Origin of the sequence: Microbacterium marmarense (assembly GCF_037204165.1) — a bacterium.
GTDB classification, from domain to species: Bacteria; Actinomycetota; Actinomycetes; order Actinomycetales; family Microbacteriaceae; genus Microbacterium; species Microbacterium marmarense.
On sequence record NZ_JBBDGL010000002.1, the window covers coordinates 274,537 to 298,935 of the forward strand.

The 24,399-nt window shown below is 61.9% G+C and carries 23 protein-coding genes and 4 tRNA genes; 7 read left to right on the forward strand and 20 right to left on the reverse strand.

Annotated features, from left to right (window positions below; translation table 11 throughout):
• Nucleotides 1-16: 16 nt before the first annotated feature.
• The gene (locus WDU96_RS07710; RefSeq protein WP_337337921.1) at nucleotides 17-556 is read left to right on the forward strand and encodes a type IV toxin-antitoxin system AbiEi family antitoxin; all 540 of its coding nucleotides are present in this window, start codon (nucleotides 17-19) and stop codon (nucleotides 554-556) included.
• Here the strand turns inward: WDU96_RS07710 and WDU96_RS07715 are convergent.
• From WDU96_RS07715 to pdxS, 11 genes are all read right to left on the reverse strand, one after another.
• Nucleotides 553-2,802, reverse strand: a complete 2,250-nt coding sequence (locus tag WDU96_RS07715; RefSeq protein WP_337337922.1) for a RelA/SpoT family protein — start codon at nucleotides 2,800-2,802, stop codon at nucleotides 553-555. The two genes, WDU96_RS07710 and WDU96_RS07715, sit on opposite strands and share 4 nt — an antisense overlap.
• 58 nt (nucleotides 2,803-2,860) lie before the next feature.
• Entirely contained in the window at nucleotides 2,861-3,850 is a 990-nt protein-coding gene (secF, locus tag WDU96_RS07720; RefSeq protein ID WP_337337923.1) for a protein translocase subunit SecF, read from the reverse strand.
• Nucleotides 3,850-5,583 carry a protein translocase subunit SecD gene (gene secD, locus WDU96_RS07725; RefSeq protein ID WP_337337924.1) on the reverse strand — a complete coding sequence of 578 codons (1,734 nt, stop codon included), beginning with the start codon at nucleotides 5,581-5,583 and terminating at the stop codon, nucleotides 3,850-3,852. The genes secF and secD overlap by 1 nt, the downstream gene beginning before the upstream one ends.
• A 39-nt stretch (nucleotides 5,584-5,622) precedes the next feature.
• Nucleotides 5,623-6,081 (reverse strand): preprotein translocase subunit YajC, encoded by a 459-nt coding sequence (locus WDU96_RS07730; protein ID WP_337337925.1) that lies wholly within the window; start codon nucleotides 6,079-6,081, stop codon nucleotides 5,623-5,625.
• Nucleotides 6,082-6,161: 80 nt separating this feature from the next.
• Complete coding sequence (gene ruvB / locus WDU96_RS07735; RefSeq protein ID WP_337337926.1) at nucleotides 6,162-7,190, reverse strand: Holliday junction branch migration DNA helicase RuvB; 1,029 nt, start codon at nucleotides 7,188-7,190, stop codon at nucleotides 6,162-6,164.
• The gene (gene ruvA / locus WDU96_RS07740; RefSeq protein WP_337337927.1) at nucleotides 7,183-7,806 is read right to left on the reverse strand and encodes a Holliday junction branch migration protein RuvA; all 624 of its coding nucleotides are present in this window, start codon (nucleotides 7,804-7,806) and stop codon (nucleotides 7,183-7,185) included. Before ruvA ends, ruvB begins: the two co-directional genes overlap by 8 nt.
• Before the next feature lie 46 nt (nucleotides 7,807-7,852).
• Nucleotides 7,853-8,428 carry a crossover junction endodeoxyribonuclease RuvC gene (gene ruvC, locus WDU96_RS07745; protein ID WP_337337928.1) on the reverse strand — a complete coding sequence of 192 codons (576 nt, stop codon included), beginning with the start codon at nucleotides 8,426-8,428 and terminating at the stop codon, nucleotides 7,853-7,855.
• A gap of 56 nt (nucleotides 8,429-8,484) precedes the next feature.
• Nucleotides 8,485-9,249: a YebC/PmpR family DNA-binding transcriptional regulator gene (locus WDU96_RS07750; RefSeq protein ID WP_337337929.1), complete on the reverse strand. Its 765-nt coding sequence runs from the start codon at nucleotides 9,247-9,249 to the stop codon at nucleotides 8,485-8,487.
• 72 nt (nucleotides 9,250-9,321) lie between these two features.
• Nucleotides 9,322-9,864: a DUF1697 domain-containing protein gene (locus tag WDU96_RS07755; protein ID WP_337337930.1), complete on the reverse strand. Its 543-nt coding sequence runs from the start codon at nucleotides 9,862-9,864 to the stop codon at nucleotides 9,322-9,324.
• Nucleotides 9,861-10,457 carry a pyridoxal 5'-phosphate synthase glutaminase subunit PdxT gene (gene pdxT, locus WDU96_RS07760; RefSeq protein WP_337337931.1) on the reverse strand — a complete coding sequence of 199 codons (597 nt, stop codon included), beginning with the start codon at nucleotides 10,455-10,457 and terminating at the stop codon, nucleotides 9,861-9,863. Before pdxT ends, WDU96_RS07755 begins: the two co-directional genes overlap by 4 nt.
• A 4-nt stretch (nucleotides 10,458-10,461) precedes the next feature.
• Nucleotides 10,462-11,397 carry a pyridoxal 5'-phosphate synthase lyase subunit PdxS gene (gene pdxS / locus WDU96_RS07765; protein ID WP_396668872.1) on the reverse strand — a complete coding sequence of 312 codons (936 nt, stop codon included), beginning with the start codon at nucleotides 11,395-11,397 and terminating at the stop codon, nucleotides 10,462-10,464.
• Between the two features lie 56 nt (nucleotides 11,398-11,453).
• On the opposite strand from pdxS, the gene WDU96_RS07770 reads away from it, so the two are divergent.
• Together WDU96_RS07770 and pdxY are read left to right on the forward strand one after the other, a co-directional pair.
• A complete protein-coding gene (locus WDU96_RS07770) occupies nucleotides 11,454-12,797 on the forward strand; it encodes an aminotransferase class I/II-fold pyridoxal phosphate-dependent enzyme (protein WP_337337933.1) in 1,344 nt (447 codons plus the stop codon).
• A gap of 7 nt (nucleotides 12,798-12,804) precedes the next feature.
• Nucleotides 12,805-13,656, forward strand: coding sequence for a pyridoxal kinase PdxY (gene pdxY, locus WDU96_RS07775; RefSeq protein WP_337337934.1), 852 nt, complete (start codon nucleotides 12,805-12,807; stop codon nucleotides 13,654-13,656).
• A 4-nt stretch (nucleotides 13,657-13,660) separates the two neighbouring features.
• Here the strand turns inward: pdxY and WDU96_RS07780 are convergent, their stop codons facing one another.
• From WDU96_RS07780 to WDU96_RS07800, 5 genes are all read right to left on the reverse strand, one after another.
• A complete protein-coding gene (locus tag WDU96_RS07780; RefSeq protein ID WP_396668316.1) occupies nucleotides 13,661-14,227 on the reverse strand; it encodes an HIT family protein in 567 nt (188 codons plus the stop codon).
• Nucleotides 14,224-16,233: a threonine--tRNA ligase gene (thrS, locus tag WDU96_RS07785; protein WP_337337935.1), complete on the reverse strand. Its 2,010-nt coding sequence runs from the start codon at nucleotides 16,231-16,233 to the stop codon at nucleotides 14,224-14,226. The genes WDU96_RS07780 and thrS overlap by 4 nt, the downstream gene beginning before the upstream one ends.
• A 224-nt stretch (nucleotides 16,234-16,457) precedes the next feature.
• A tRNA-Val gene (locus WDU96_RS07790) sits at nucleotides 16,458-16,529 on the reverse strand.
• A gap of 26 nt (nucleotides 16,530-16,555) precedes the next feature.
• A tRNA-Cys gene (locus tag WDU96_RS07795) sits at nucleotides 16,556-16,626 on the reverse strand.
• A 55-nt stretch (nucleotides 16,627-16,681) separates the two neighbouring features.
• A tRNA-Gly gene (locus WDU96_RS07800) sits at nucleotides 16,682-16,753 on the reverse strand.
• Between the two features lie 153 nt (nucleotides 16,754-16,906).
• Here WDU96_RS07800 and WDU96_RS07805 point away from each other — a divergent pair.
• Nucleotides 16,907-16,982 (forward strand) — tRNA-Val (locus WDU96_RS07805).
• Between the two features lie 30 nt (nucleotides 16,983-17,012).
• Here the strand turns inward: WDU96_RS07805 and WDU96_RS07810 are convergent.
• From WDU96_RS07810 to WDU96_RS07825, 4 genes are all read right to left on the reverse strand, one after another.
• Complete coding sequence (locus WDU96_RS07810; protein ID WP_337337936.1) at nucleotides 17,013-17,561, reverse strand: type II toxin-antitoxin system PemK/MazF family toxin; 549 nt, start codon at nucleotides 17,559-17,561, stop codon at nucleotides 17,013-17,015.
• Between the two features lie 80 nt (nucleotides 17,562-17,641).
• The gene (locus WDU96_RS07815) at nucleotides 17,642-18,865 is read right to left on the reverse strand and encodes an ammonium transporter (protein WP_337337937.1); all 1,224 of its coding nucleotides are present in this window, start codon (nucleotides 18,863-18,865) and stop codon (nucleotides 17,642-17,644) included.
• 213 nt (nucleotides 18,866-19,078) lie between these two features.
• Nucleotides 19,079-20,104 (reverse strand): cell division protein ZapE, encoded by a 1,026-nt coding sequence (gene zapE / locus WDU96_RS07820; protein ID WP_337337938.1) that lies wholly within the window; start codon nucleotides 20,102-20,104, stop codon nucleotides 19,079-19,081.
• Nucleotides 20,105-20,116: 12 nt separating this feature from the next.
• Nucleotides 20,117-21,310, reverse strand: coding sequence for an alpha/beta hydrolase family protein (locus WDU96_RS07825; RefSeq protein ID WP_337337939.1), 1,194 nt, complete (start codon nucleotides 21,308-21,310; stop codon nucleotides 20,117-20,119).
• 25 nt (nucleotides 21,311-21,335) lie between these two features.
• Between WDU96_RS07825 and WDU96_RS07830 the strand changes: the two genes are divergently transcribed.
• From WDU96_RS07830 to WDU96_RS07840, 3 genes are all read left to right on the forward strand, one after another.
• Nucleotides 21,336-21,926, forward strand: coding sequence for a DUF3000 domain-containing protein (locus tag WDU96_RS07830; protein WP_337337940.1), 591 nt, complete (start codon nucleotides 21,336-21,338; stop codon nucleotides 21,924-21,926).
• The gene (locus tag WDU96_RS07835) at nucleotides 21,919-23,118 is read left to right on the forward strand and encodes a ribonuclease D (protein ID WP_337337941.1); all 1,200 of its coding nucleotides are present in this window, start codon (nucleotides 21,919-21,921) and stop codon (nucleotides 23,116-23,118) included. Before WDU96_RS07830 ends, WDU96_RS07835 begins: the two co-directional genes overlap by 8 nt.
• Before the next feature lie 73 nt (nucleotides 23,119-23,191).
• Nucleotides 23,192-24,397: a thiolase family protein gene (locus WDU96_RS07840; protein WP_337337942.1), complete on the forward strand. Its 1,206-nt coding sequence runs from the start codon at nucleotides 23,192-23,194 to the stop codon at nucleotides 24,395-24,397.
• The last annotated feature ends 2 nt before the right edge of the window (nucleotides 24,398-24,399 follow it).

Here is a 24,399-nt window from a genome sequence, read left to right on the forward strand (position 1 = left end):
CGGGCACGATGCCGGTATGGCATCGCAGTTTCTCTACTTTCCCGATGATCGCTTGTCTCTCGCAGAGCTGACGGCGGCGTGCCTCGATGGCGACCTCGTCGAACTCGGCCCGGCTTTCATGCCCGCGGATGCCGTTGAGACCTCCGCGTTGCGCGCGGGCTCGATGCAATTGCTGCTCGGCGATTCGCTGGCGGCGACGCATCTGAGCGCCGCATGGATCTACGGAACGCGCCACAACCCACCTCTCCGCCACAACGTGCAGCGGGCCGTACCGCAGCGGCGCAACCGACTCCCCGCGCGAAGCGTGATCTACCGTGACGTCCAGCTGCCCGGATCAGATCTGCAACGTATCGGCGGCGTGTGGGTCACCTCGCCCGCGCGCACGGTCGGAGACCTCGCCCGTACGCATGACGAAGAGTACCGAGCTACGGCCAGGCAGATGGTCGCCTATGATCTGCCGTTGCTGCGAGCGAGCATCCGCCAGCTGGAGGCGAGCACACTGCCGAACAAGCACGATGCGCTTGCCCTCTTGCGTCAGCAAGACGTTGCCGGCTAAGAGGATTTGACCCGATACACGTCGTAAACAGCATCGATTCGACGTACCGCATTGAGGACGCGGTCGAGGTGCACGATATCGCCCATCTCGAAAACGAACTTGCTGATGGCGAGTTGGTGCTTTGAGGTCGCGACCGTAGCCGAGAGGATATTCACATGGTGCTCACTGAGCACGCGCGTGACGTCACTGAGCAGTCCCGAGCGATCAAGAGCTTCCACTTGGATCTGCACCATGAAGATGCTCTTGGTTGACGGGGCCCACTCGACGTCGATCATTCGCTCGGGCTCGTCGCGCAGCGCGCTCACGTTGGTGCAATCGTCGCGATGCACCGACACTCCGCTCCCCCGAGTGACAAAACCGAGAATCGCGTCCCCCGGAACCGGGGTGCAGCACTTCGCCAATTTCACGAGGATGTCGGGTGCCCCACGAACGAGGACTCCAGAGTCTCCGGTGCGGGGCTGGCGGGCACGACCGAGCGGAAGATCAATGGGGCCAGTGTTGGTATCTTCTTCGGCGCTCACCAGCGCAGTGACCTTTTCAATCACCGACTGGGTAGAGATGTGCCCCTCGCCTACGGCGGCGTAAAGGGCCGAGACATCTTCGAAGCGCAGTTGGCGGGCTACCTCGGTGAACGAATCCTGGCTCATGAGGCGCTGAAGCGGCAGGTTCTGACGTCTCATCGCACGAGCGATGCCCTCTTTGCCCTGCTCTACCGCTTCTTCGCGGCGCTCTTTCGTGAACCATCCGCGGATCTTGCTGCGTGCTCTGGTGCTCTTGACGAAGCTCAGCCAGTCCTGGCTCGGACTCGCGTCAGGGTTCTTCGAGGTGAACACCTCGACGACATCGCCGCTCTTCAGCTCAGACTCGAGGGGAACCAGCCGACCGTTGACCTTTGCTCCCATCGTGCGATGACCAACTTCGGTGTGCACGGCATAGGCGAAGTCGACAGGTGTGGCACTCGCGGGCAGACCGATCACACGTCCCTTAGGCGTGAAGACGTAAACCTCTTTGGCGCCGATCTCAAACCGGAGCGAATCGAGGAACTCGCCAGGATCGGCGGTCTCAGCCTGCCAATCCGAGATGTGCGCGAGCCACGCCATATCGGTGTCGTTCGCTTTGACATCGAACTTGCCGCCAGCGATCTGCTCTTTGTACTTCCAGTGCGCCGCGACACCGTACTCAGCCTGCTGATGCATCTCGTGCGTGCGAATCTGGATCTCCACGGTGCGGCCGCCGGGTCCGATCACCGTGGTGTGAAGCGACTGATAGAGGTTGAACTTCGGCGTGGCGATGTAGTCCTTGAACCGGCCAGGCAGCGGAGTCCAACGCGCGTGAATCGAGCCGAGCACGGCATAGCAATCGCGCACACTGCCGACCAGAATGCGAATGCCGATCAGGTCGTAGATGTCGTCGAACTCGCGACCGCGCACCACCATCTTCTGGTACACCGAGTACAGCTGTTTGGGACGACCCATGACGCGTCCGCGAATGCGAAGTTCACGCAGGTCGGAGTCAACAGCGTTGATGACGTTCTGCACGTACTGCTCTCGCTGTGGCGTGCGCTGGGTGACCAAGCTGTTGATCTCGGCAAAGATCTTTGGATGCAGCACAGCGAACGAAAGGTCTTCCAGCTCTGACTTGATTGCCTGGATGCCGAGCCGGTGCGCGAGCGGAGCGAAAATCTCGAGCGTCTCAGTCGCTTTCTTCGCTGCTTTCTCTGGGGGCACAAAACCCCACGTGCGTGCGTTGTGAAGTCGGTCGGCGAGTTTGATCAGCAGAACGCGAATGTCTCGTGACATCGCCACGATCATCTTGCGAACGGTTTCAGCCTGTGCGGAGTCGCCGTACTTGACCTTGTCGAGCTTCGTCACACCGTCGACGAGCATGGCGACTTCGTCACCGAACTCTGCGGTCAGCTCGTCCAGCCCATACGACGTGTCTTCGACAGTGTCATGCAGCAGGGCTGCGGCGATGGCCCTGGGTCCCAGCCCGAGGTCTGCGAGAATCTGCGCCACCGCGAGAGGGTGGGTGATGTAGGGCTCGCCGCTTTGACGCGTCTGCCCGGTATGAGCCCGCTCGGCGACCGAATAGGCGCGCTCGATAATCGACAGGTCGCCTTTGGGGTGGTGTGTGCGCACCGTCCGCAGCAGTTGCTCGACGTCGTCTCGGCGCGCGGAACGCGAAAAAATGCGCGGAACCAGGCGACGCAGTGAAGACGGCGGCGCAGGAGGAGAAGTCTCTGCCACTAGATCTCTCCCCTCTGCTGAGTGCCACAATCCTATGCCCGCCCGCGGGCGGAGAACTTCATGCTGAAGTGACGGCTAGCTCCCGTGCGGCGACGATGCGTGCATCGCGTTCTTTGAGCGCGGGCTCATTCTCGCGGAACAACGAATACAGCGGCGCGGCGACGAAGAGCGTGGAGTACGCCGCGACGATCGTGCCGACGAAGATCGACAGCGAGAGGTCGGTGAGTGTTTCGGCACCAAGCCAGAGCGCACCGATGAACAGAATTGCCCCGGTCGGCAAGATCGCAACAACCGTGGTGTTGATGGAGCGGATCAGCGTCTGGTTCACGGCGAGGTTCACTGATTCGCCGAATGTGCGGCCAGACACTTCGCCGTCTTCGCTGGTATTCTCGCGGATCTTGTCGAAGACCACGGTTGTGTCATACAAGGCATACGACAAGATCGTCAGGAAGCCGATGACGGCTGCGGGCGAGATCTCGAAGCCAAACAGCGCGTAGACGCCGATGGTGATGACTAGTACGTCAACCAGGCCGATGATCGCTGAGACTGACATTTTCCAGGTGCGAAAGTACAGCGCCAATATGGCGAAAGTCAGTGCGAGGAAGATTGCCAGACCCCAGAGAGACTGTCGCGTCACATCGGCGCCCCAGCTAGGCCCGATGAATGAGTAGCTCACTTCTGCAAGAGGGACGTCGTAAGCGGTAGCGAGCGCGTCGCTCACTTCGCTGCTGTCATCTGCGGTCAGCTGGTCGGTCTGAACACGCACCGCATCTTCACCGATCACGACAACCTTGGTGGTCGCGTCGGGTACGACAGAGCGCACGGCGTCGGTGGCCAGCTGCTGGTCGGGGGTGGCGACGCTGTTTACCGTGAACTGCGATCCGCCCGTGAACTCGATGGAGAACTGAATCGGTCGGAACAGCGGCACCAGGGCGGCCGCGATCACAAGGATTGCCGCGATCATAAACCACAGTCGGCGTCGCCCAACGAAGGGGAATGACGCTTTGCCGGTGTAGAGATCATTACCGAGCTGACCCATGGAACGCATCAGTTGCCTCCCTCATTGCCGGTCGTGCCGGGTTTGGTCTTGTTTGACGCTGCCGCGAGTTCCGCTTGCTTGCGTTCTGCGATGGTCTGCCTGCGAACTGCCTCACCGCGTGATTTAGAGGCGCGCTTGCCTGCCGGCGTGGTCGCTGACGCCGCCGCCGGTTCGCGGAATTGCGCTCGCCCGCGATAGACGGCTCCCAGAGCAGTCGGATCGAGGCCTGAGAGTGGATGGCCGCCACCGAAGAACCTGGTGCGAGCAAGCAGCTGCATCACCGGGTGCGTGAACATGATGAAGATGAACACGTCGATAGCGGTGGTGAGTCCGAGAGTGAACGCGAACCCCTTGACGGTCGAATCGGCGAGCAGATACAGAACGACGGCTGCGAGCACGTTAATCGATTTGGAGATGTAGATGGTGCGCTTCGCGCGACCCCAGCCGTCTTCTACAGCCGCGGTGATCGACTTGCCATCTCGTAGCTCATCTCGAATGCGTTCGAAGTAGACGATGAACGAGTCAGCGGTGAAGCCGATCGTCACGATCAAACCAGCGACGCCGGCGAGCGAGAGGCGGAAGCCAATTCGCCACGCAAGGATCGCCAGCGCGAGATAGGTCAGGATTCCCATCACCACGAGAGAGGCGATGATCACTGCGCCGAGCGCGCGGTAGACGATCAGCGAGTAGATGGCCACCAGAATGAGGCCGATAAGCCCGGCGATGAGGCCGATCTGCAGCTGCTGCGACCCGAGCGTGGCAGAGATCGTGTCGGAGCTCACGACCACGAAGCTCAGCGGCAGCGCACCGTACTTCAACTGGTCCGCGAGAATCTGAGCCGTTTCTTGCGTAAAGCTTCCGGTGATGCTGGGCTTGCCGTCGAGAATGACGCCATTCATCGATGGGGCCGAGAGTACGGTGCCGTCCAAGACGAAGGCGAATTGATTGAGCGGCGCTTCTGCGCCGTAGAGGCGCTGACTGATCTCGCCGAAGGTTTGAGTGCCCTCGCTGTCGAAGGTCAGATTGACCGACCACAGTCCGTTGGTCTGCTGTAGCCCGAACGTAGCGTCATCGATCGATGACCCGTCCAGTTCGACCGGACCGAGGATGTACTTGTAGAGCCCGTCCACGTCACAGGTGATCAGGGGCTCATCGACAGGTTCAGATGCGGGGTCGTTGCTGGGGTCAGCGCAGTCGTAGGCGAGGAACTCGGCCTGCAGTGCGGGCGTGATCCAGTTCAGGTCGCTGCCGCTGGTCGGCGCCACGGTCGGCGTTGCATCGAGCGTGGGATCTGGTGTCGGGAACGGCGTCTCAAGCCCGTCTTCGCCGACGTAGCTGGTCACCGGTTGGCCGGTGTAGAGCACCGCGCGCAGCTGAAGCTGCGCCGATGCTTCTATGCGTGCACGGGTTTCGTCGTCGGCTTGACCCGGAATCTGCACCACAATCTGGTTCCCAGACTGCGTGGTCACATCGGCCTCGCCCACACCCGAGGCGTCAACGCGCTGGCGGATGATCGTCACAGCCTGCTGCATCTGCTCGGACGACGGATCAGCACCGTCTTCGGTCTGCGCTTCCAGGACGATCTGCGTTCCGCCCTGCAGGTCAAGCGCCAGCTCTGGCGTCCAGGAGCTCTCTTCGAACCCCCATACACCGAGGGAATTGATGCCGAAGAGCACGGCAATTGTTACGAGAAGGCCGGTCAGCGCACGCCAGGCATGCCGGACAGGAGTAGAAGTCGCCACGAGGGTCAGCTTTCTGCAGGTACCCCGAAGGGCGTTCGGTCAGGCCTGGGGCTTGGTTCCGGCGTCGGAGTCCGGCTCGCTTGAGTCGCGCACCGTTCCTGTCGCGTCGTCAGCGGCCAGATCGATTCGTTCGTGGGAGCCGTCAGCGTAGCCTGCGACCGTCTCGTCGACCTCGACGAGCTGATCGTCGTCATCGTCGGCCTCTTCGAGATCTGACACCACGCGCAGGATGGCCTGGCTGTGCACCTCGATCTGCACTCCGGGCGCAATCTCCACGACTGCAGGCTGGTCGAGGTTGTCGGGATCAAACGCGACGATTGTGCCGTAGAGACCACCCTGCAAGAGCACCTTTGCGCCAGGAATTGTCTGGCGAGCCTTCTGTTCCTGTTCGGTCTTCTGCTTCTGCATACGGCGACGCGAGCTCCAGAACATGAAGACGAGCAACGCGCCCAAGAGAAGAATCAGGCCGTACTGGTTGAAGAATGTCGCGAGATCCATGGAGGAGGGAGCGCCTTTCGGGTCAGACACGCGCCGGGCGGCACTGCCAAAGTAATCGGGGCAAGAGATGCCCTCAGCGATTATAGGTCATTGAAGCGCAGCACCGATTCGGGACTGGGCAGGCCAAGGTGCTCGTAGGCCTCTGGCATGGCGATGCGGCCTCGAGGTGTGCGCCCGATAAAGCCGATGCGCACGAGATACGGTTCCACCACTGATTCGATGGTTTCGCCCTCTTCTCCCACCGCGACCGCGAGTGTACTGAGGCCGACCGGGCCGCCGCGGAACCGGCGAACAAGGCTGTCGAGCACAGCGCGGTCGAGCCGGTCGAGGCCGATCGAGTCAACGTCGTATAGATCGAGCGCCGCATCGACGATGCCCATGGTTGCTCCCTGGTCTGAGCCATGAACGATCACGTAATCGCGTACTCGGCGCAGCAGCCGATTGGAGATTCGTGGTGTGCCGCGTGACCTCTTCGCAATCTCTGCGCGGGCCGCTGGAGGAAGCTGAACATCGAGCATCACGGCGGATCGTTCGATCACGCGTTCGAGCTCGCCGGGTTCGTAGTACTCAAGATGCGCGGTGAAACCGAAGCGGTCACGAAGCGGGTTCGGCAGCAGTCCCGACCGTGTCGTAGCGCCGACGAGCGTGAAGGGCGCAAGATCAAGCGGAATGCTGGTTGCGCCCGCGCCCTTGCCCACCATGATGTCGATGCGAAAATCTTCCATCGCGAGATAGAGCATCTCTTCGGCCGAGCGCGCCATGCGATGGATCTCGTCGATGAACAGCACCTCTCCCGGTGTGAGGCTCGACAACAACGCGGCAAGATCGCCGGCGTGTTGGATGGCCGGTCCGCTCGACAAGCGAAGAGGGCGATCGCTTTCGTGAGCAACGATCATCGCCAGGGTGGTCTTGCCTAGCCCAGGAGGGCCAGAGAGCAGAATGTGATCGGCGGGGCGCTGCTGGATCTTCGCGGCATCCAACAGCAACTGAAGCTGCCCGCGCACCTTCTGCTGGCCGACAAACTCAGCGAGCGACTGCGGGCGCAATGCACCCTCAACAGCGAGTTCGACCTCATCTTCGGGTTCGGCGGTGTCTCGAAGGTCATCCATGCACGGACTCCTTCCGGCTCGGGCCAAGCTGAGCGAGGGTCAGACGCAGCAGAGCGGGCACTGACTGCTGGTCGGCTGAGTCGGCATCCACCATGACACCCTCGAGGGCTTCAATGGCAATACGCTCGCTCCACCCGAGACCGATCAGCGCCTGCACAACCTGTGGGGTGATCTGTGCCCGGCCGGTCGTGGTGCCCGCTGACGCGGTCGGGTTCGACACAGTGACCTTGCCCGCGAGCTGAACCACAATGAGCTTTGCTGTCTTCGGACCGATGCCAGAGACGCGCCGAAAAGGAGCGTCGTCGTCAGCAGAAACAGCATCGGCGATTTGGGCGACCGACAGCGTCGCCAAGACGCCGAGGGCAGACTTTGGGCCTACTCCCGTCACGCCAAGCAGCAGCGTGAACACGGCAAGATCGTCGCGGGTATCGAAGCCGAAGAGCGAGAGGGAATCCTCTCGCACGATCAAGGTTGTGTGCAGTGCGATCTGGTCGCCGGTATGAGTCTGTCGTGCAAGCTGCGCGGTCACCGCGACGGAAAGGCCGACCCCGCCGACCTCGATCACCACGGCGTCAGACTCGACGTGCACCACGGTGCCACGAAGCGAAGAGATCATGAACCGAGCCTACGGAGGAGTTAGGACATTTGTTCGAGCGACACGCTTATCGCTTGGCCGAGCGTTCGGCATCTGCCCATGCCTGTTGCGCGGGGGTGAGTGATTGCGCGGTTGCGCTCGGCCCCGCCGACCGCCATGCGTGGCACAGTGCGAGCGCGAGGGCATCGGCGGCATCTGCGGGCTGAGGAAGAGCATCGAGGCGCAGAACACGCGCGACCATGGCCTGCACTTGGCGCTTGTCGGCAGCGCCGTACCCCGTGATCGCTGCCTTCACCTCGGTCGGGGTGTGGGTCGCCGCGCGCAGTCCACGCTCCCCCGCGACCAGAAGCGCGATGCCACTCGCTTGAGCGGTTCCGATCACGCTTTCACGGTTGTGCTGTGCGAAGACACGCTCAACCGCGATCACCTGGGGTGAATGAGCGTCAACGATCCCTCGCAGTCCGGCCGCGATCGTCGCCAAGCGTTGCTCGATGGGGGCGTTCGCGTCTGATCGGATCACGCCGACGTGCACGAGTGTTGCTGAGCGATCGCGCGAGACATCCACAACTCCGACTCCGCATCGCGTCAGACCTGGGTCGACGCCGAGCACTCGAAGGGTTCCCTTGCCTGGCGTTGTTCTCACGCCCTCACGCTACGTGACCTCGGCTAGCAGGGCCGCAAGGCGCGCACCAGTGAGGCCTACTCGTCGTGATCGGTTTCGAGTTCTGCCTGCACCTCGGCGGTCAGATCGAAGTTGCTGAACACGTTCTGCACGTCGTCGCTGTCTTCGAGCGAGTCGATGAGCCGAAAGACCTTTCGTGCGGTGTCAGCGTCGATCTCGACTTTGAGGTTGGGAACGAACTCCACGTCTGCCGACTCGTAGTCGATTCCTGCTGCTTGCAGCGCGCTGCGCACTGCGACAAGATCTGTCGCCTCAGTAATGATCTCGAATCCCTGGGCGTGAGGCTCGACGTCATCAGCGCCAGCTTCGAGAGCGACGAGCATCACCTCGTCTTCGGTGGTGCCGTCTTTCGACACGACGATCACACCTTTGCGCGAGAAGTTGTAGGCAACGCTGCCGGGGTCGGCCAGGGTGGCGCCGTTGCGGCTGAGCGCCGTGCGCACCTCTGCAGCAGCGCGGTTTTTGTTGTCGGTGAGGCACTCGATCATCAAAGCCACGCCGTTGGGTCCGTAGCCTTCGTAGACGATCGACGTGTACTCGACAGCTTCACCGCCGATTCCGGCGCCACGCTTTACGGCACGGTCGATGTTGTCGTTGGGAACCGAGGTCTTCTTGGCCTTCTGAATCGCGTCATAAAGCGTCGGGTTGCCAGCGAGATCGGCGCCGCCCATCTTGGCCGCTACTTCGATGTTCTTGATCAGCTTGGCGAACGACTTGGCACGGCGGCTGTCGATGATCGCCTTCTTGTGCTTGGTCGTCGCCCACTTGGAATGCCCGGACATTGTGCTCCTGAAATCGCTTGCCGACGGGTCTGTCGTCGGCGACCCATTCTAAGACAGGCTAGGCGATGACGCTCAGCCGACCACTTTTCGCATGGTTCGCAGGTTGCGGTTCGTCGTGCGCGTGCGGAACGTCGGCTTCGCCAGCAGCTTCGCAAACGGCGTGTCGGTCGAACGGCCCTTGGCGGGGTTCCAATACACGACGTCGCCGCCGCTGGCCACCGGATCGGTCGCAGCATCCATCTGCACACTCATGCCCACCAGCTCATCGCGCGTGGCGTTGTCGACACAGAAAATCACCCATGGCTGGCGCTGCGCATCAGTCTCGTCGTAGGGAAAGTCGCTGATGGCGACGGCTGCCTCATCGCGCGTGACGAGCACGATCCACGCGTCATAGTCGAACGTTTCACGGAGGGTGGCTTCAATACGAGACTTGAGAACTGCGCGTTCATTTACCGATTCGGATGCTGAGAATGTCACATTTCCGCTCGCGAGCACCGTGCGCACATCGCCGAATCCGAGTTCGACAAACATCTCTGCGAGGGCGGCGTTGCGGATTGTGACCCCGCCGACATTCACCCCGCGCAACAGTGCGACCCACGCCGTGGCACTCGTCATGCGGCTGCCTCCACACGATCGAGGAACAGCCGGTGAAACCGGTACTCCCCCGTGACCTCGGGGTGAAACGCTGTCGCCAACAGATTTCCCTGTCGCACCGCAACGACTCGTCCGTCTTGAAGCTGAGCGATGCGCTCGACTCCGGCTCCTGCTTCTTCGACGAGCGGTGCTCGAATAAACACCGCGCGAACGGGATCGCCGCCGAGCACGGGCACGTCAAGATCAACCTCAAACGAATCGACCTGGCTGCCGAATGCGTTTCGACGAACCTGCACATTGAGGCCGCCGAACGTTTGCTGGCCATCGATGCCATCGCTGATCGAGTCGGCAAGCATGATGAGACCGGCGCAGGTGCCATACATGGGCATACCGGCGGCGATCGCGGCTCTGATGGGTTCGCGCATTCCAAAGATGCGTGACAGCTTGTCAATGACGCTCGATTCGCCTCCGGGAATCACTAGCCCGTTCACGCTGTCAAGTTCATCGGGGCGGCGCACCAGGGTGACGTCTGCGCCGATGTCCGTGAGCGCGCGAGCGTGCTCACGGACATCGCCCTGCAACGCGAGCACGCCGACTTTGGGGCGTGTCGACACTCCGCTACCAGCCGCGCTCGGCGAGGCGGTGGGGTGCGGGCAGGTCCGAGACGTTGATACCCACCATTGCTTCGCCCAGGCCCCGCGATGCCTCGGCGATCACCTTGGCATCGTCGAAGAATGTGGTTGCCTTGACGATGGCGGCTGCGCGTTCTGCAGGATTGCCTGATTTGAAGATTCCAGACCCAACAAACACGCCGTCAGCACCCATCTGCATCATCATCGCGGCGTCTGCGGGTGTTGCGACGCCGCCAGCCACGAAGAGGACGACCGGAAGCTTGCCCGTCTCGGCGACTTCGGCGACAAGTTCGTAGGGAGCCTGCAGATCTTTGGCTGCGACGTAGAGCTCATCCTTCGTCATCGAACGGAGCATGTTGATCTCGCCGGTGATCTTGCGGATGTGCTTCGTCGCTTCCGACACATCGCCGGTGCCCGCCTCGCCCTTCGAGCGGATCATCGCGGCACCTTCGTTGATGCGGCGAAGCGCTTCTCCGAGGTTCGTCGCGCCGCACACGAATGGCACGGTGTAGCCCCACTTGTCGATGTGATTGACGTAGTCGGCGGGTGAGAGCACTTCAGATTCGTCGATGTAGTCGACGCCGAGCTCCTGCAAGATCTGGGCTTCAACGAAGTGCCCGATGCGAGCCTTGGCCATCACCGGAATCGACACCGAGTCGATGATGCTGTCGATCATGTCGGGATCGCTCATGCGCGAAACGCCGCCCTGCGCGCGGATGTCTGCGGGAACGCGTTCGAGAGCCATGACCGCGACTGCGCCAGCATCTTCCGCGATCTTTGCCTGCTCTGCGGTGACGACATCCATGATGACGCCCCCTTTGAGCATCTCTGCGAGACCGCGCTTGACACGGTTGGATCCGGTTGAGGTTGCAGTGGTCACAGGGTTTCCTTCGGGACGGCGCGGCGTCGGGTGCTCCGCGATCGGGGTTATTGGCCTAGGCCAAAACATAGCACGCACTAGGCCGTACACTTCGAACCATGAACCACGACGTCGCGGCGCGCATCACAGGGAGCTCAGCGATCGAGATCGCCGACAGCGTGCGTGCGCTCACAGAGCGCGGGGCTTTCTTTCCCGGCGACACACTGCCTTCAGTACGCGCCCTTGCCCAAGAGCTTGGTGTGAATCGCAACACCGTGATCGCCGCCTACCGGCAATTGGCACAAAGCGGTCTCGTAGAGTCCCGAGGGCGCGCGGGCACCCGAATCACCGACCGAGCTCCGGTCGCACAAGAAGGCTTCGCGTCAGGGACCGTCTTGCGCGACATAGGCACCGGAAATCCCGATCCTGCGCTCATTCCCGATCTCTCCGCAGCACTCGCCGGTCTTGCGGGCAGGCCGGTGCTCTACGGCGAGCCAGTCATCGACCCTGACCTTGAGCGCTGGGCGCTGCCGTGGATGTCAGAAGCTGTCGGTGAGGCAAAGCCGATGCGGTTGACGATCACGGGCGGCGCGATCGATGCCCTGGAGCGCCTGCTCGCGCAAGCACTTCATCGTGATGATGCAGTGGCCCTCGAAGACCCCTGCTTCTTGTCAAGCCTTCACACCGTGCGATTGGGCGGCTACCGTGCAGTGCCCGTCGCCGTCGACGACGAGGGCATGACGGTCGCCGGTCTGCGTGCAGCTCTCGACGACGGGGTTCGAGCGGTCGTATGCACGCCCCGAGCTCAGAACCCGACCGGAACAAGCCTCACTGCTGAACGCGCGTCAGCGCTTCGCGAAGTGCTGGCCGAGCATCCCTACGTATTGATCATCGAAGACGACCATTTTTCAATGCTCTCGACGCAGCCCTACCACTCGCTCGTCTCAGCGGAGCACCAGCGATGGTCGCTTGTGCGATCCGTTTCGAAGTTTCTCGGCCCCGACATGTGTCTGGCCATCACCGCATCCGACCCGTACACCGCAGCCCAACTGGCGAAGCGGCTAAGTCCCGGTACGACCTGGGTCAGTCACTTGCTGCAACGACTCGCCCACGCGCTCGTGACGAGTGATGAGGCACTCGCGGTGGTTCGCAGTGCAGCGCAGCACTACGCGGCACGCAACGCGGCCTTCGCCAACATGATGACGGCTCGGGGGGTGCCAGCATCTGCCGGCGACGGCCTCAGCCTCTGGGTTGCGCTGCCCGTTCCCGCGCGCGATGTCTCTGACCAGCTGATGCGGCGGGGGTGGCTGGCGCGCACGGGCGACGAGTTCGTGCTGGTGGATGCGGCGGCCAGACGACGCTTGCGGCTCACTGTGCACGACTTGACCGATGATGACGCCGAGCGCCTCGCGACAGACATCGCTGAGTCGATCACAGCGGTGACGGAGCGAAAAGTGCGATGATCGAACGGTGAAAATCCTCTCGATCCAGTCAGCCGTCGCCTACGGTCACGTCGGAAACTCAGCGGCGGTGTTCCCGTTGCAGCGTATTGGCGTTGAGGTGATGCCCGTCTATACCGTCAACTTCTCCAATCACACCGGATACGGACAATGGCGCGGCCCGATGATCAGCCCCGATGACGTGCGCGCTGTGATTACCGGCATTGAAGAGCGCGGCGTGTTCGAAGAGATCGATGTCGTGCTGTCGGGCTATCAGGGTGGCGAGGGCATCGCCGACGTGATCCTCGATGCGGTTTCTCGAGTCAAGCAGGCGAACCCCGAAGCGATCTATGCGTGTGATCCGGTGATGGGCAACGCGAAGTCTGGATGTTTCGTCGCCCCAGCCATCCCCGTGCTCCTGCGCGAGCGAGTAGTGCCCGCAGCTGACTTGATCACCCCGAATCAGTTCGAACTGGGGTACCTCACCGACACCGAGCCGGGCACGCTCGAGTCCACTCTGGCATCGGTCGATCTCGTCCGTGCACGCGGTCCTCGTGCTGTGCTGGTCACGAGCGTTGAGCGACCTGATCAGCCCGCCGACACTATCGAGATGCTTGCCGTTGATGAAAGTGGAGCGTGGATTGTGCAAACCCCGCGGCTGCCCTTGAAAGCGAACGGCTCCGGAGACGTTACGGCAGCCCTCTTCACCGCCCACTATGCGCGTACGAAGAGCGCATCAGACGCGCTTGCGCGCACAGTATCGAGTGTCTACGACCTGCTGGCTCGCACGCATGAGTCGGGCCAGCGCGAACTACAGCTCATCGAGTCGCAGGAGTTTTATGCCGATCCGCGCATGCAGTTCGAAGTGCAACAGGTGCGCTGAGCTCTCAGTCGTTCCACGCGGCGGCGACGGCCTCGCGCACGTCGCCGAGCAGTTGCGGTAGAGCTTTGGTCTTGGCGATGATCGGAAAGAAGTTCGCATCCGTAGCCCATCGCGGCACAATGTGCTGATGGAGGTGCTCATCAACCCCGGCGCCTGCGACGCTGCCCTGATTCATGCCGATGTTGAATCCGTCACACCGCGCTACCTTCCGAAGCACGTTCATCCCGCGCTGAGTGAGCGCGCCGATCTCGGCGACCTCTTCGGGCGTGGCCTGGTCGTAGGTGGCGATATGTCGGTACGGGCACACCAGTAGATGACCCGAGTTGTAGGGGAACAGGTTGAGTAGCACATACGCGGTCTCGCCGCGATGCACGATCAAGCCGTTCTCGTCGCTCTTGTCTGGTGCCGCGCAGAACGGACACTCCTTGCGGAGCACTTCTGGCCCGGCCTGAATGTAGGCCATGCGATGAGGTGTCCATAGCCGTTGGAACTCATCCGGCACACCCGCAAACTCCGCGGCATCCCGAATACCCTCGCCATCCGGTGTCGATTGTTCAGCGCCTTGGGTCACACGAAATCCTCGGCGGTGTTGATCAGCGTCTTCGCATCGATGACCTCGTGGATGAGACGCACCGCATCAGCAATCGGCACGGCGTTCCGTTGTGTTCCGTCGCGGAAGCGGAATGAGACGGTACCGCCCGCGCGGTCTTGCTCACCGGCGATCAGCATGAGCGGAACCTTCTGCGTGGTGTGAGTGCGAATCTTCTTCTGCATGCGGTCGTCGCTGTGATCGAGCTCAGCGCGCACGCCGCCCGTCTTGAGCGTCTCGACGACTTCTTGCAGATAGTCGGCGTACTCGTCGGCAACGGGAATTGCGACGACCTGGGTGGGGGCGAGCCACACCGGGAAGGCGCCAGCGTAGTGCTCGAGCAGGATCGCAAAGAAGCGCTCTACAGACCCGAACAACGCGCGGTGGATCATGATCGGGCGCTTCTTCTGGCCGTCACTGTCGGTGTACTCGAGGTCGAAACGCTCGGGCAGATTCGGGTCGACTTGAACGGTCGACAGCTGCCACGTGCGCCCGATGGCGTCTTTGGTCTTCAGGTCGATCTTCGGACCATAGAAAGCAGCTTCACCGGGAACCTCGGTGAGCTTCAGGCCGCTTGCAAGTGCCACATTGCGGAGAGCATTCGTGGAGTAGTCCCAGAACTCCTCGGTGCCGATCCACTTCTCTTTCTCTTCGTCGCGCATCGAGAGCTCGAGTTCGAAGTCGCTGAGGCCGAAGTCACGCAACATCGAAATGACGAACTCAAGCACGCGCGCTGTCTCTGATTCAAGCTGCTCCGGGGTGACGAAGAGGTGTGAATCGTCCTGTGTGAAGCCACGCACGCGGGTGAGTCCGTGCAGAGCGCCAGAGAGCTCGTTGCGGTAAACGGTGCCGTTCTCGGCTAGCCGCATGGGCAGGTCGCGGTAGCTTCGCGCACGCTCCTTGAAGATCAGAATGTGCATCGGGCAGTTCATCGGTTTGAGGTAGTAGTCCACCCCGACTTTGGTGATTGCGCCGTCGGCATCGCGCTCTTCATCCATATGGATGGGAGGGAACATCCCTTCCCGGTAAGTCACCAGGTGGTTCGAGGTGAGAAACAGATCTTCCTTGGAGATATGGGGGGTGTACACGTAGGTGTAGCCGCCCTCGATGTGCCTGCGGCGCGCATGCTGCTCCATCTCGCCGCGAATGATTCCGCCGCGCGGATGCCACACCGACAGGCCAGAGCCGATCTCTTCGGGGAACGAGAACAGGTCGAGTTCTTTGCCGAGCTTGCGGTGGTCGCGCTTGGCTGCCTCTTCGAGCCGCTGCTGGTAGGCGCGCAGTTCGTCTTTGGTGGGCCATGCCGTGCCGTAGATGCGCTGCAGCTGGGGATTCTTCTCGCTGCCGCGCCAATATGCGCCCGCCGTGCGTGTGAGCGCCCAGCCGTTGCCAATCATGCGCGTGCTCGGCACGTGTGGTCCGCGGCAGAGATCCTTCCAGATCGTCTCGCCGGCGCGGTTCACGTTGTCATAAATTGTGAGCTCTGAGCCGCCCACCTCGACGTTCGCTCCTTCGGCCGCTTCTTTCGAGCCGCCCTTGAGTCCGATCAGTTCGAGCTTGAAGGGTTCGTGAGCAAGCTCCGCGCGTGCCTCGTCGTCGGTGACCACGCGACGGGTGAATCGTTGCGCTTCGCGCACGATGCGCTGCATCTCTTTGTCGATGGCCTTCACATCTTCGGGGGTGAAGGGCTGCTCGACGTCGAAGTCGTAGTAGAAGCCATCGGTGATAGGCGGACCGATACCGAGCTTGGCTTGCGGCTTGATGCGCTGCACGGCCTGGGCCAGCACATGCGCCGTTGAGTGGCGCAGGATGCTGAGGCCATCGGGAGTATCGATGGCAACCGGCTCTACTTCGTCTGTTGCTTCGACCGTCGCGGCGAGGTCTCTGAGCTCACCGTTGACGCGCATTGCGACGATAGAACGGTCAGGGAACAGGGCGAAACCATCCGCGGGGTAAGAAACATCAGCAGGAAGGGCGACGTCAGTCACAGGAGTTCTCCAAGGTAATTCGCGATAAAGGCCGCTCAGCTTCGGACACCGACTGTGTCCCGCCCGCTCAGGCCCGCGGTGTTCGCATGCGCGCACCCTGCACGACATCACGCGTGATAGCTGGGCACAACTTCATGGGTCCGATTCTAGTGGCGTGGCGTCCGTGGCGCCTGTCAGCCTCCGTTAAACACAAAAACCCCTGACGAATCAGGGGTTTTCTGCTGTGCGCGATACTGGGATCGAACCAGTGACCTCTTCCGTGTCAGGGAAGCGCGCTACCGCTGCGCCAATCGCGCCTATACAGGCTTTTCAGTTAGAAGCGAGGTGGCGACGGGATTCGAACCCGTGTAAACGGCTTTGCAGGCCGGTGCCTAGCCGCTCGGCCACGCCACCGTGTGGTTTGACCCCACGTGCTGTGATCTCTCCTAGGAGAAAATCTCTACACTCGAGCGGATGACGAGATTCGAACTCGCGACCCTAACCTTGGCAAGGTTATGCGCTACCACTGCGCCACATCCGCATTTTGCACCCTGATTCTCACCCGGGCACTTGGAAAACTTTAGCCCACAAATGGCCGTGCGCAAAACCAGGCGCACTCCGCGCGTGTCTGACGTCGCGGTTCGGTCGACCCCGCAGCATCCGGTAGTATCGACTCCGGTCCTTTGGGGCTTTTGGGCGATTGGCGCAGTTGGTAGCGCGCTTCCTTCACACGGAAGAGGTCATCGGTTCGAGTCCGGTATCGCCCACCAAAACGCTCCGCCTTGCGGGGCGTTTCGTGTTCACTCCCCCACCTGCCAGCCGTAACGCTTGCTCAGGGCATGGGCAACGCGCACGAATCTGTCGAGATCCAGTGCGGCGGCTTCTCGACGCATCCCAGCGTTGTGCACGCTGTACACCTGGTCGATGTCGACCCAGGAATCGCGTCCTTTGCTATCCCACGGCCCCGACCCGATGGGCAAATAGTCGTGGTCGCCATCATGCGCGCGCGAGGTCAGCTTGACCACGAACACCCGGTTAGCACTCTGGCGGCCGATAACGAGCACTGGGCGATCTTTGCCTCGCCCGTCACGTTCTACGTAGGGAACCCAAGTCCAAACGATCTCGCCGGCGTCTGGGGCACCGTCGCGCGACGGTGCATAGGTGATTGTCAGCGCTTCGCGGCTGGGCACGTCGATCTCGATCGTCGCAGTCGACCCGCTTTGGGCGGGCCCCGCTTGAATGCTCTGAGTGGATGCCTGGCTGCGTGATCGAGATCGCGAAGGCGTCGAAGCCGCTGCGGACTGAAACAGGCGGCGCAGAGCGCGCATTACTCCGAGGCTTCTGCTCACAGCCCAACCCTAGCGAACACGGCGAAGGGCGCCACGGCCGAAGCCGTGACGCCCTTCGCTGTACGCGAGAGTTCGATCGATCAGACGCGCTCGTCGAGGAGGTAGCCCTCTTCGCCGTGCACGACGGTGTCGACGCCAGCGATCTCGTCTTCGTTCTTGATGCGGAAGCCGATGGTCTTGTTGATCGCGAAGCCGATGATGTAGGCAACAACGAACGAGTAGACCAGCACGCCAGCCGCGGCAACAACCTGAAGGATGAGCTGCTCTGTGCCGCCACCGAGGAACAGGCCGGTGTCGATTGCGAAGAAGCCGAGGTAGATCGTTCCGATGAGGCCACCGACAAGGTGGATGCCGACGACGTCGAGCGAGTCATCGAAGCCGAGCTTCCACTTGAGCTCGACGGCGAGTGCACAAACCGCACCAGCAACGACACCGAGTACGAGTGCCCAGCCGGGCGTCAGGTTGGCACATGCCGGGGTGATCGCAACAAGACCAGCAACTGCACCCGAGCCAGCGCCGACCGAGGTGGCCTTGCCGTCTTTGAGCTTCTCGACGACCAACCAGCCGAGGATTGCCGCAGCCGTCGCACCGAGGGTGTTGATGACGATCAGGCCGACAACGGTGTCTTCGGTCCCTAGGGCGCCCAGGCCCTCAGCGCCAGCGTTGAAGCCGAACCAGCCGAACCAGAGCAGCGAAGCGCCGAGAAGTACGAGCGGCACGTTGTGGGGCTTCTGGATGCCCTTCTGGAAGCCAATGCGCTTTCCGAGGACGAGCGCCAGGGCGAGAGCTGCAGCACCCGCGTTGATGTGAACGGCGGTACCACCGGCGTAGTCAATGACTTCGGTGGAGAAGCCGAACGAGGTGCCGAGGTTGTAGATCCAGCCACCGCCCCAGACCCATGCGGCCACCGGGAAGTAGACGACCGTGGCGAAGATGCCAGCAAAGATCATCCATGCGCCGAACTTGGCGCGGTCTGCGATCGCACCCGAGATCAGGGCGACCGTGATGATCGCGAAGGTGGCACCGAAGAGTGCGCCTACGAGGTCATCGCTGCCGGCGCTTGCCAGACCGAAGTCTGAGAAGGGGTTGCCGGCGAAGCTCCAGGTGTCGGGGACTGCACTCATGTTGAATCCGTAGAGGATCCACAGCACGCTGATGAGGCCCATTGCACCGAAGCTCATCATCATCATGCTGACGACGCTCTTCGCCTTAACGAGGCCGCCGTAGAAGAACGCCACACCGGGTGTCATCAAAAGCACCAACGCCGACGCAGTGATCAACCACGCGAGATTTCCGCTATCCATCAAATTCCTCATCCATGTCGTTTACCCAAGGTCCTGCGGAAGCCACATAATCGGGTTGCGGTCTTCCAGGTACCCCTAGTGTTGCCAGCCGCGGTTACCAGCGTTGTGCTTGACGTGTTTCGGGTTTGTTACGCAACCTGCGCTCAGGTAAACATCAGGTTTCCTCGCGGCGTGAGCGAACTTGGAGTTTCGCCCAGCGGCGTGGTTTTCGGATCAAGCGAGAGTAGAAGCGACCAGACGTGAAATGGCTCTGAGGTACTTCTTGCGATACCCGCCTGCAAGCATTTCTTCGGGGAAGACCAGGTCCAAACTCACGCCCGTTGCGCGAATGGGAATCTGGGCATCGTAGACGCGGTCGATGAAGGCAACGAAGCGAAGTGCGGCGGATTGATCATCGAACGGATGCACATCGCGAAGCCCCACCACATCGACTGATTCGAGCAGTCGGATATAGCGCGAAGGGTGAACGCGTGAGAGATGCGTGATCAACAGGTCGAAATCATCATCTGAAACGAGTGCATGATCGGCGGTTGACGCGAGCGACGCGGCATAGCCTTCGGCATCGAGAACGTCGGCGTGCCCATCGACTGCCCGGTGGCGATAGTCGGTGCCGTCAATGCGAATGGTTTGAAAGCTTGCCGACATCGCGTGAATCTCGCGCAGAAAGTCCTGCGCAGCAAAGCGCCCCTCGCCTAGAGCGTTCGGGGGCGTGTTCGACGTCGCCGCGAGACGGGTGCCCGAGGCAACGAGTTCGCCGAGCAGTCTCGTCATAACCATGGTGTCGCCGGGATCGTCGAGCTCGAACTCATCAATACACAGCAGATCCGCGCCACGGAACAGTTCGACCGTGTTCTGGTATCCCATTGACCCGACCAGCGCGGTGTACTCGATGAATGAGCCGAAGTACTTTCTTCGCGCCGGCATCGCGTGATAAATAGCGGCCAACAGATGAGTCTTGCCGACTCCGAAGCCGCCGTCGAGGTAGACCCCGGGCTTCACCTCGGGGGCACGCTTGGCGCGGCGAAAGAACCCTGTCCGCTCGACCGTACGCGCGCCAGCGAAGAGCATCAGCAGATCTTTCGCTTCTTGTTGTGAGGCGAATTGCGCGTCAGCGCGGTACGACTCGAAGGTCGCGGCAGCGAACTGCGGCGGTGGCACGAGGGCCGCAACCATCTCTGCGCCGGAGAGTTCCGGCGACCGGTCTGTCAGTTGAATGGTGCCGGTCGCGGTCGTAGTCATCGTGCTACAACTCTACTTCGCGTGTCGGCTCAGCCATTCATTGATGCTCGACGTCCAGCGCTCTTGGTCGTAGTTCCACAGTTTTGTGTGCCGAGCAACGTCGAAAACCACCAAGTCGACAAGATCCGGGCGAAGGATCGCAAGATCGTGAGACGCATCAGACGGCACGAACCCGTCGTCGTCGCTGTGAAGAATCAGAATGGGATGCTGCAACTCCGAGGCCCGCGACAGAATATCGAGCTTGTCGAACGGTATTGCTCCCCCGCTGCGTGTGATGGGAGAGGCCCACGGCGTCGAAAGCGCGCCGATCGCAAGATTGCTCACCGCAGTCGGCACGTTGAGCGCGGCGGACTGGTACTCGAGCACGAGTCGCCAGTCGACCACGGGCGACTCGAGAATCAGACCAATGATGTGTTCACGGTGCGCAGAGTTGAGTGACACTTGCAGCGCAATCGCGCCGCCCATCGACCACCCCATGAGCACAATTCGATTCGCGCCGCGGCGGCGCGCGAAGCCGATGGCGGCATCGACATCGCGCCATTCCGTTGCGCCAAGGGCGTAGGTGCCGGAGCGGCTTCGCGGTGCTTCGGAATCATTTCGATATGACACGAGCAAGGAGGAGATTCCGGCCGCAGCGAAAAGGGGGACGGCGCGCAGTCCCTCAGCGCGGGTGGTGCCGCGGCCATGAATCTGGATCACCCAAACGTCGCCGTCGCCGGCGGGGAACAGCCATGCCGGGCAAGGGCCGACCGACGTGCCGATGAGCTCTGGGGTGTAGGGAAGGTGCAGTTGGTCGGGCGAGTCGAAGTACCAGCCGCTGAATGCAGCCCGCGGCTGGAGATGCGCGTCGGCGGCGATATGGGTGAGCAGCTTGCGAGTGACCTGCGTCTCTTGTTCGGCAAGCACGGATCCGAGCTTGACGTAGGTTGCTGAACCGGTCGTGAAGAGACCGTAGCGGCCCGGCAGCTGCGTATCGGGCGTGCGCGCGAGCGTTATAGTCTGCGCCGCGGTATCGAGATCGAGAATTGTCGTATCAGGCATCCGTGCCGCAGGCGTCACCACCCGCCGTGCCATATGGATAGAGGCCACTGCCATCGCGGCGAGCACGCCGCTGAGAGCCATGCTGAGCACTGTCAGCGCGGCTCGGATTCCGGAAAGGAACGTGGGGGATGCGCGGCGCATCGCGGCGCGCCTGGAAGCGACCATCGAGGCATCAGCCTAGTCTGTCCGCGTGGCTGAGCAACGTTCTGGCGAAGGACCGTCGACGTTCGACGATGCGGCCGCGCAGGTTCGCTCGCTTTCATTCCGTGCAGATCTCAGTGTTCGAGAGATTGCTGCGCCCAGCGGATTGGCAACCGATGCACTCGCTATTGCGGGCGATGTGCGGCCCGAGACCGACGCCCTCGACTCGGCTTACGGCACCGGACGCCTCGTGCTTCTTCACGACGAGGAAGGCCCCTCTGCATGGAACGGCGCCTGGCGCATTGTCTGTTTTGCGCAGGCTCCGCTCGAAACGGATATCGGCATCGACCCGATGCTCGCCGACGTTGCGTGGGCATGGCTCACAGACGCACTCTCTTCCCGCGGGGCGGCGTTTCACTCCGAATCGGGCACGGCCACGAAGACACTGTCCAAAGGTTTCGGTTCACTCGCCGATGAAGGCGATGGGGCACAGATCGAACTGCGCGCATCGTGGTCTCCCCAAGGTGAAGTGACGCCGCACGTGGAAGCATGGGCAGAATTGGTCTGCATGCTGGCGGGTCTGCCGCCGGGTTCTGAAGGGATAACGATGTTGGGATCGCGCAGGTTGCTCGGTGGCTGAGTATCACGTCATAAGCGACGCAGCGGGTCTCGTCGAGGCGTGTGATCTGCTCGCGGCGGGCAGCGGCCCGGTCGCTGTCGACGTCGAGCGCGCTTCGGGATTCCGGTATTCGCAGCGGGCGTACCTGATTCAGGTATACCGACGCGGCGCGGGAGTCTTTCTGTTTGATCCCCCGCCGATCGGCGACTTTGCGCCGTTGAAGCGCGCGATCGGCAGCGTGCTGTGGATTCTTCACGCCGCGAGCCAAGACCTCCCGTCATTGCGGGAACTCGACCTTGAGCCTGAAGAGATGTTTGACACCGAACTGGCAGCACGCTTGCTTGGTCATGAGCGGGTTGGTCTCGGCGCGGTCGTTGAGCACACCCTCGGAATCACGCTGGCGAAGGCACACTCTGCCTCGGATTGGTCGACGAGACCGTTGCCGCAGTCGTGGCTGGAATACGCTGCGCTCGACGTTGAACATCTCGTTGACGTCTATGAGGCGCTGGCAGCCGAGCTGGTAGAACAAGACAAAACAGACTTCGCTGCCCAGGAATTCACGGCAGTGCTGCAGCGCCAGCCGAAACCGCCGCGGGATGACCCCTGGCGCCGCCTCAGTGGGCTGCACACGGTGCGCGGTCGAAAGGCATTGGCCGTTGCTCGTTCGCTGTGGACCGCACGTGAAGAATACGCTCGCGAACAAGACGTCTCGCCCGGACGCTTGGTACCCGATCGTGCATTGGTCGCGGCGATTAGAGCAAACCCGACCAGTAAGCAGGCACTCGCAGCGAACAAAGAATTCATGGGCCGCGCAAGCCGCACTCAGCTGGATCGCTGGTGGGCTGCGATCGAGGCGGGTCGTGCCGACGAGAACCCTCCTGCGGAACGGGCCGCTGGCGGCGACTCGCTGCCTCCTCCGCGCGCGTGGGTTGATCGCAACCCCGAAGCGGACGCCCGCCTTAAATGTGCGAGGCCAGCCGTCGAAGCGGTCGCAGAGGGCCTGAGCATGCCTACCGAGAATCTGCTGACGCCCGATACTCTTCGCAGAGTCGCGTGGTCGCCTCCGGAGGAGTTCAGCGCGGAAGCTATTGCGGAGTCGCTTCGCGCGCTCGGCGCACGCGAATGGCAGATTGACCACACTGCACAGACAATTGCGGATGCCTTTGTCGAATCCGTGCAACCAGTGCCAGAGGCTGAGTCACCTGTTTCGTAGGAATCCACTACGAGTTTCAGCACTAAACCGCGCTCGAACCTAGGCTGGCTGTATCCCAACTATTGGAGGCAGAGTGGCCGAGCTTTCGGACGTCTATTTCGTTGATGGAATGCGCACACCTTTTGGTCGTGCCGGCGAAAAGGGCATGTACTGGAATACCCGAGCGGACGATCTTGCCGTTAAGGCGACGATCGGGCTCATGGAGCGAAATGCTGAAGTTCCGGCAGATCGCATCGACGACGTGGCGATTGCCGCGACCTCACAGACCGGCGATCAGGGCCTGACACTTGGGCGTTCCGTCGCGTTGCTTGCGGGTCTGCCGCAGACCGTTCCCGGCTTCGCCATCGATCGCATGTGTGCCGGAGCGATGACAAGCGTGACGACGATGGGCGCTTCGATCGGCGTGGGGATGTACGACCTCGCCCTCGCTGGCGGTGTCGAGCACATGGGTCGTCACCCGCTGGATGGCAGCAACGTTGATCCCAACCCGCGCTTCGTGGCGGAGCAACTGGTCAGCGCCGATGCCCTGAACATGGGTATCACGGCTGAGCGACTGCACGATCGTTTCCCTCACATGACGAAGGAACGCGCCGACCGTTTCGGAATGCTCTCACAGCACAAGGTGCAGGCCGCATACGACGCGGGCAAGTTCCAGGATGACCTGGTCTCCGTCGCCATCAAGGATGCGTCCGGAGCGTGGGGCCTGGCATCTGAAGATGAAGGTCGTCGCCCTCAGACGACGATGGAAGGTCTCGCCGCGCTCAAGACCCCGTTTCGCCCCCACGGGCGTGTGACGGCTGGCACCTCGTCGCCGCTGACCGACGGTGCCACGATGAGCTTGCTCGCCGGTGGCGGAGCTGTCAAAGAGCTCGGCCTCAAGCCGAAGATGAAGCTGGTTTCATTCGCGTTCGCCGGAGTTCAGCCAGAGGTCATGGGTATCGGACCGATTCCCGCAACCGAAAAAGCGCTCAAGAAGGCAGGCCTCTCGATCACGGATATCGGCCTGTTCGAGTTGAATGAGGCATTCGCCATTCAGGTCATCTCGTTGCTCGACCACTTCGGAATCGACGACGAAGACCCGCGCGTGAACCAGTGGGGCGGCGCCATTGCGGTTGGCCACCCACTCGCTGCAACCGGAGTACGACTGATGATCCAGCTTGCGGCCCAGTTCGCCGAGCGCCCCGACGTCCGCTACGGACTGACTGCCATGTGCGTCGGCCTCGGACAGGGCGGCTCCGTTATATGGGAGAACCCGAACTACAACGGCAAGAAGAAGTGAGC

Coding starts and splice junctions, on each gene's coding strand:
- WDU96_RS07710 (WP_337337921.1), top strand. CDS start 17: ATGGCATCGCAGTTTCTCTACTTTCCCGATGATCGCTTGTCTCTCGCA.
- secF (WP_337337923.1), bottom strand. CDS start 3,850: ATGCGTTCCATGGGTCAGCTCGGTAATGATCTCTACACCGGCAAAGCG.
- WDU96_RS07730 (WP_337337925.1), bottom strand. CDS start 6,081: ATGGATCTCGCGACATTCTTCAACCAGTACGGCCTGATTCTTCTCTTG.
- ruvB (WP_337337926.1), bottom strand. CDS start 7,190: ATGGATGACCTTCGAGACACCGCCGAACCCGAAGATGAGGTCGAACTC.
- ruvA (WP_337337927.1), bottom strand. CDS start 7,806: ATGATCTCTTCGCTTCGTGGCACCGTGGTGCACGTCGAGTCTGACGCC.
- WDU96_RS07750 (WP_337337929.1), bottom strand. CDS start 9,249: ATGTCCGGGCATTCCAAGTGGGCGACGACCAAGCACAAGAAGGCGATC.
- WDU96_RS07755 (WP_337337930.1), bottom strand. CDS start 9,864: ATGACGAGTGCCACGGCGTGGGTCGCACTGTTGCGCGGGGTGAATGTC.
- WDU96_RS07770 (WP_337337933.1), top strand. CDS start 11,454: ATGAACCACGACGTCGCGGCGCGCATCACAGGGAGCTCAGCGATCGAG.
- WDU96_RS07815 (WP_337337937.1), bottom strand. CDS start 18,865: ATGGATAGCGGAAATCTCGCGTGGTTGATCACTGCGTCGGCGTTGGTG.
- zapE (WP_337337938.1), bottom strand. CDS start 20,104: ATGACTACGACCGCGACCGGCACCATTCAACTGACAGACCGGTCGCCG.
- WDU96_RS07825 (WP_337337939.1), bottom strand. CDS start 21,310: ATGGTCGCTTCCAGGCGCGCCGCGATGCGCCGCGCATCCCCCACGTTC.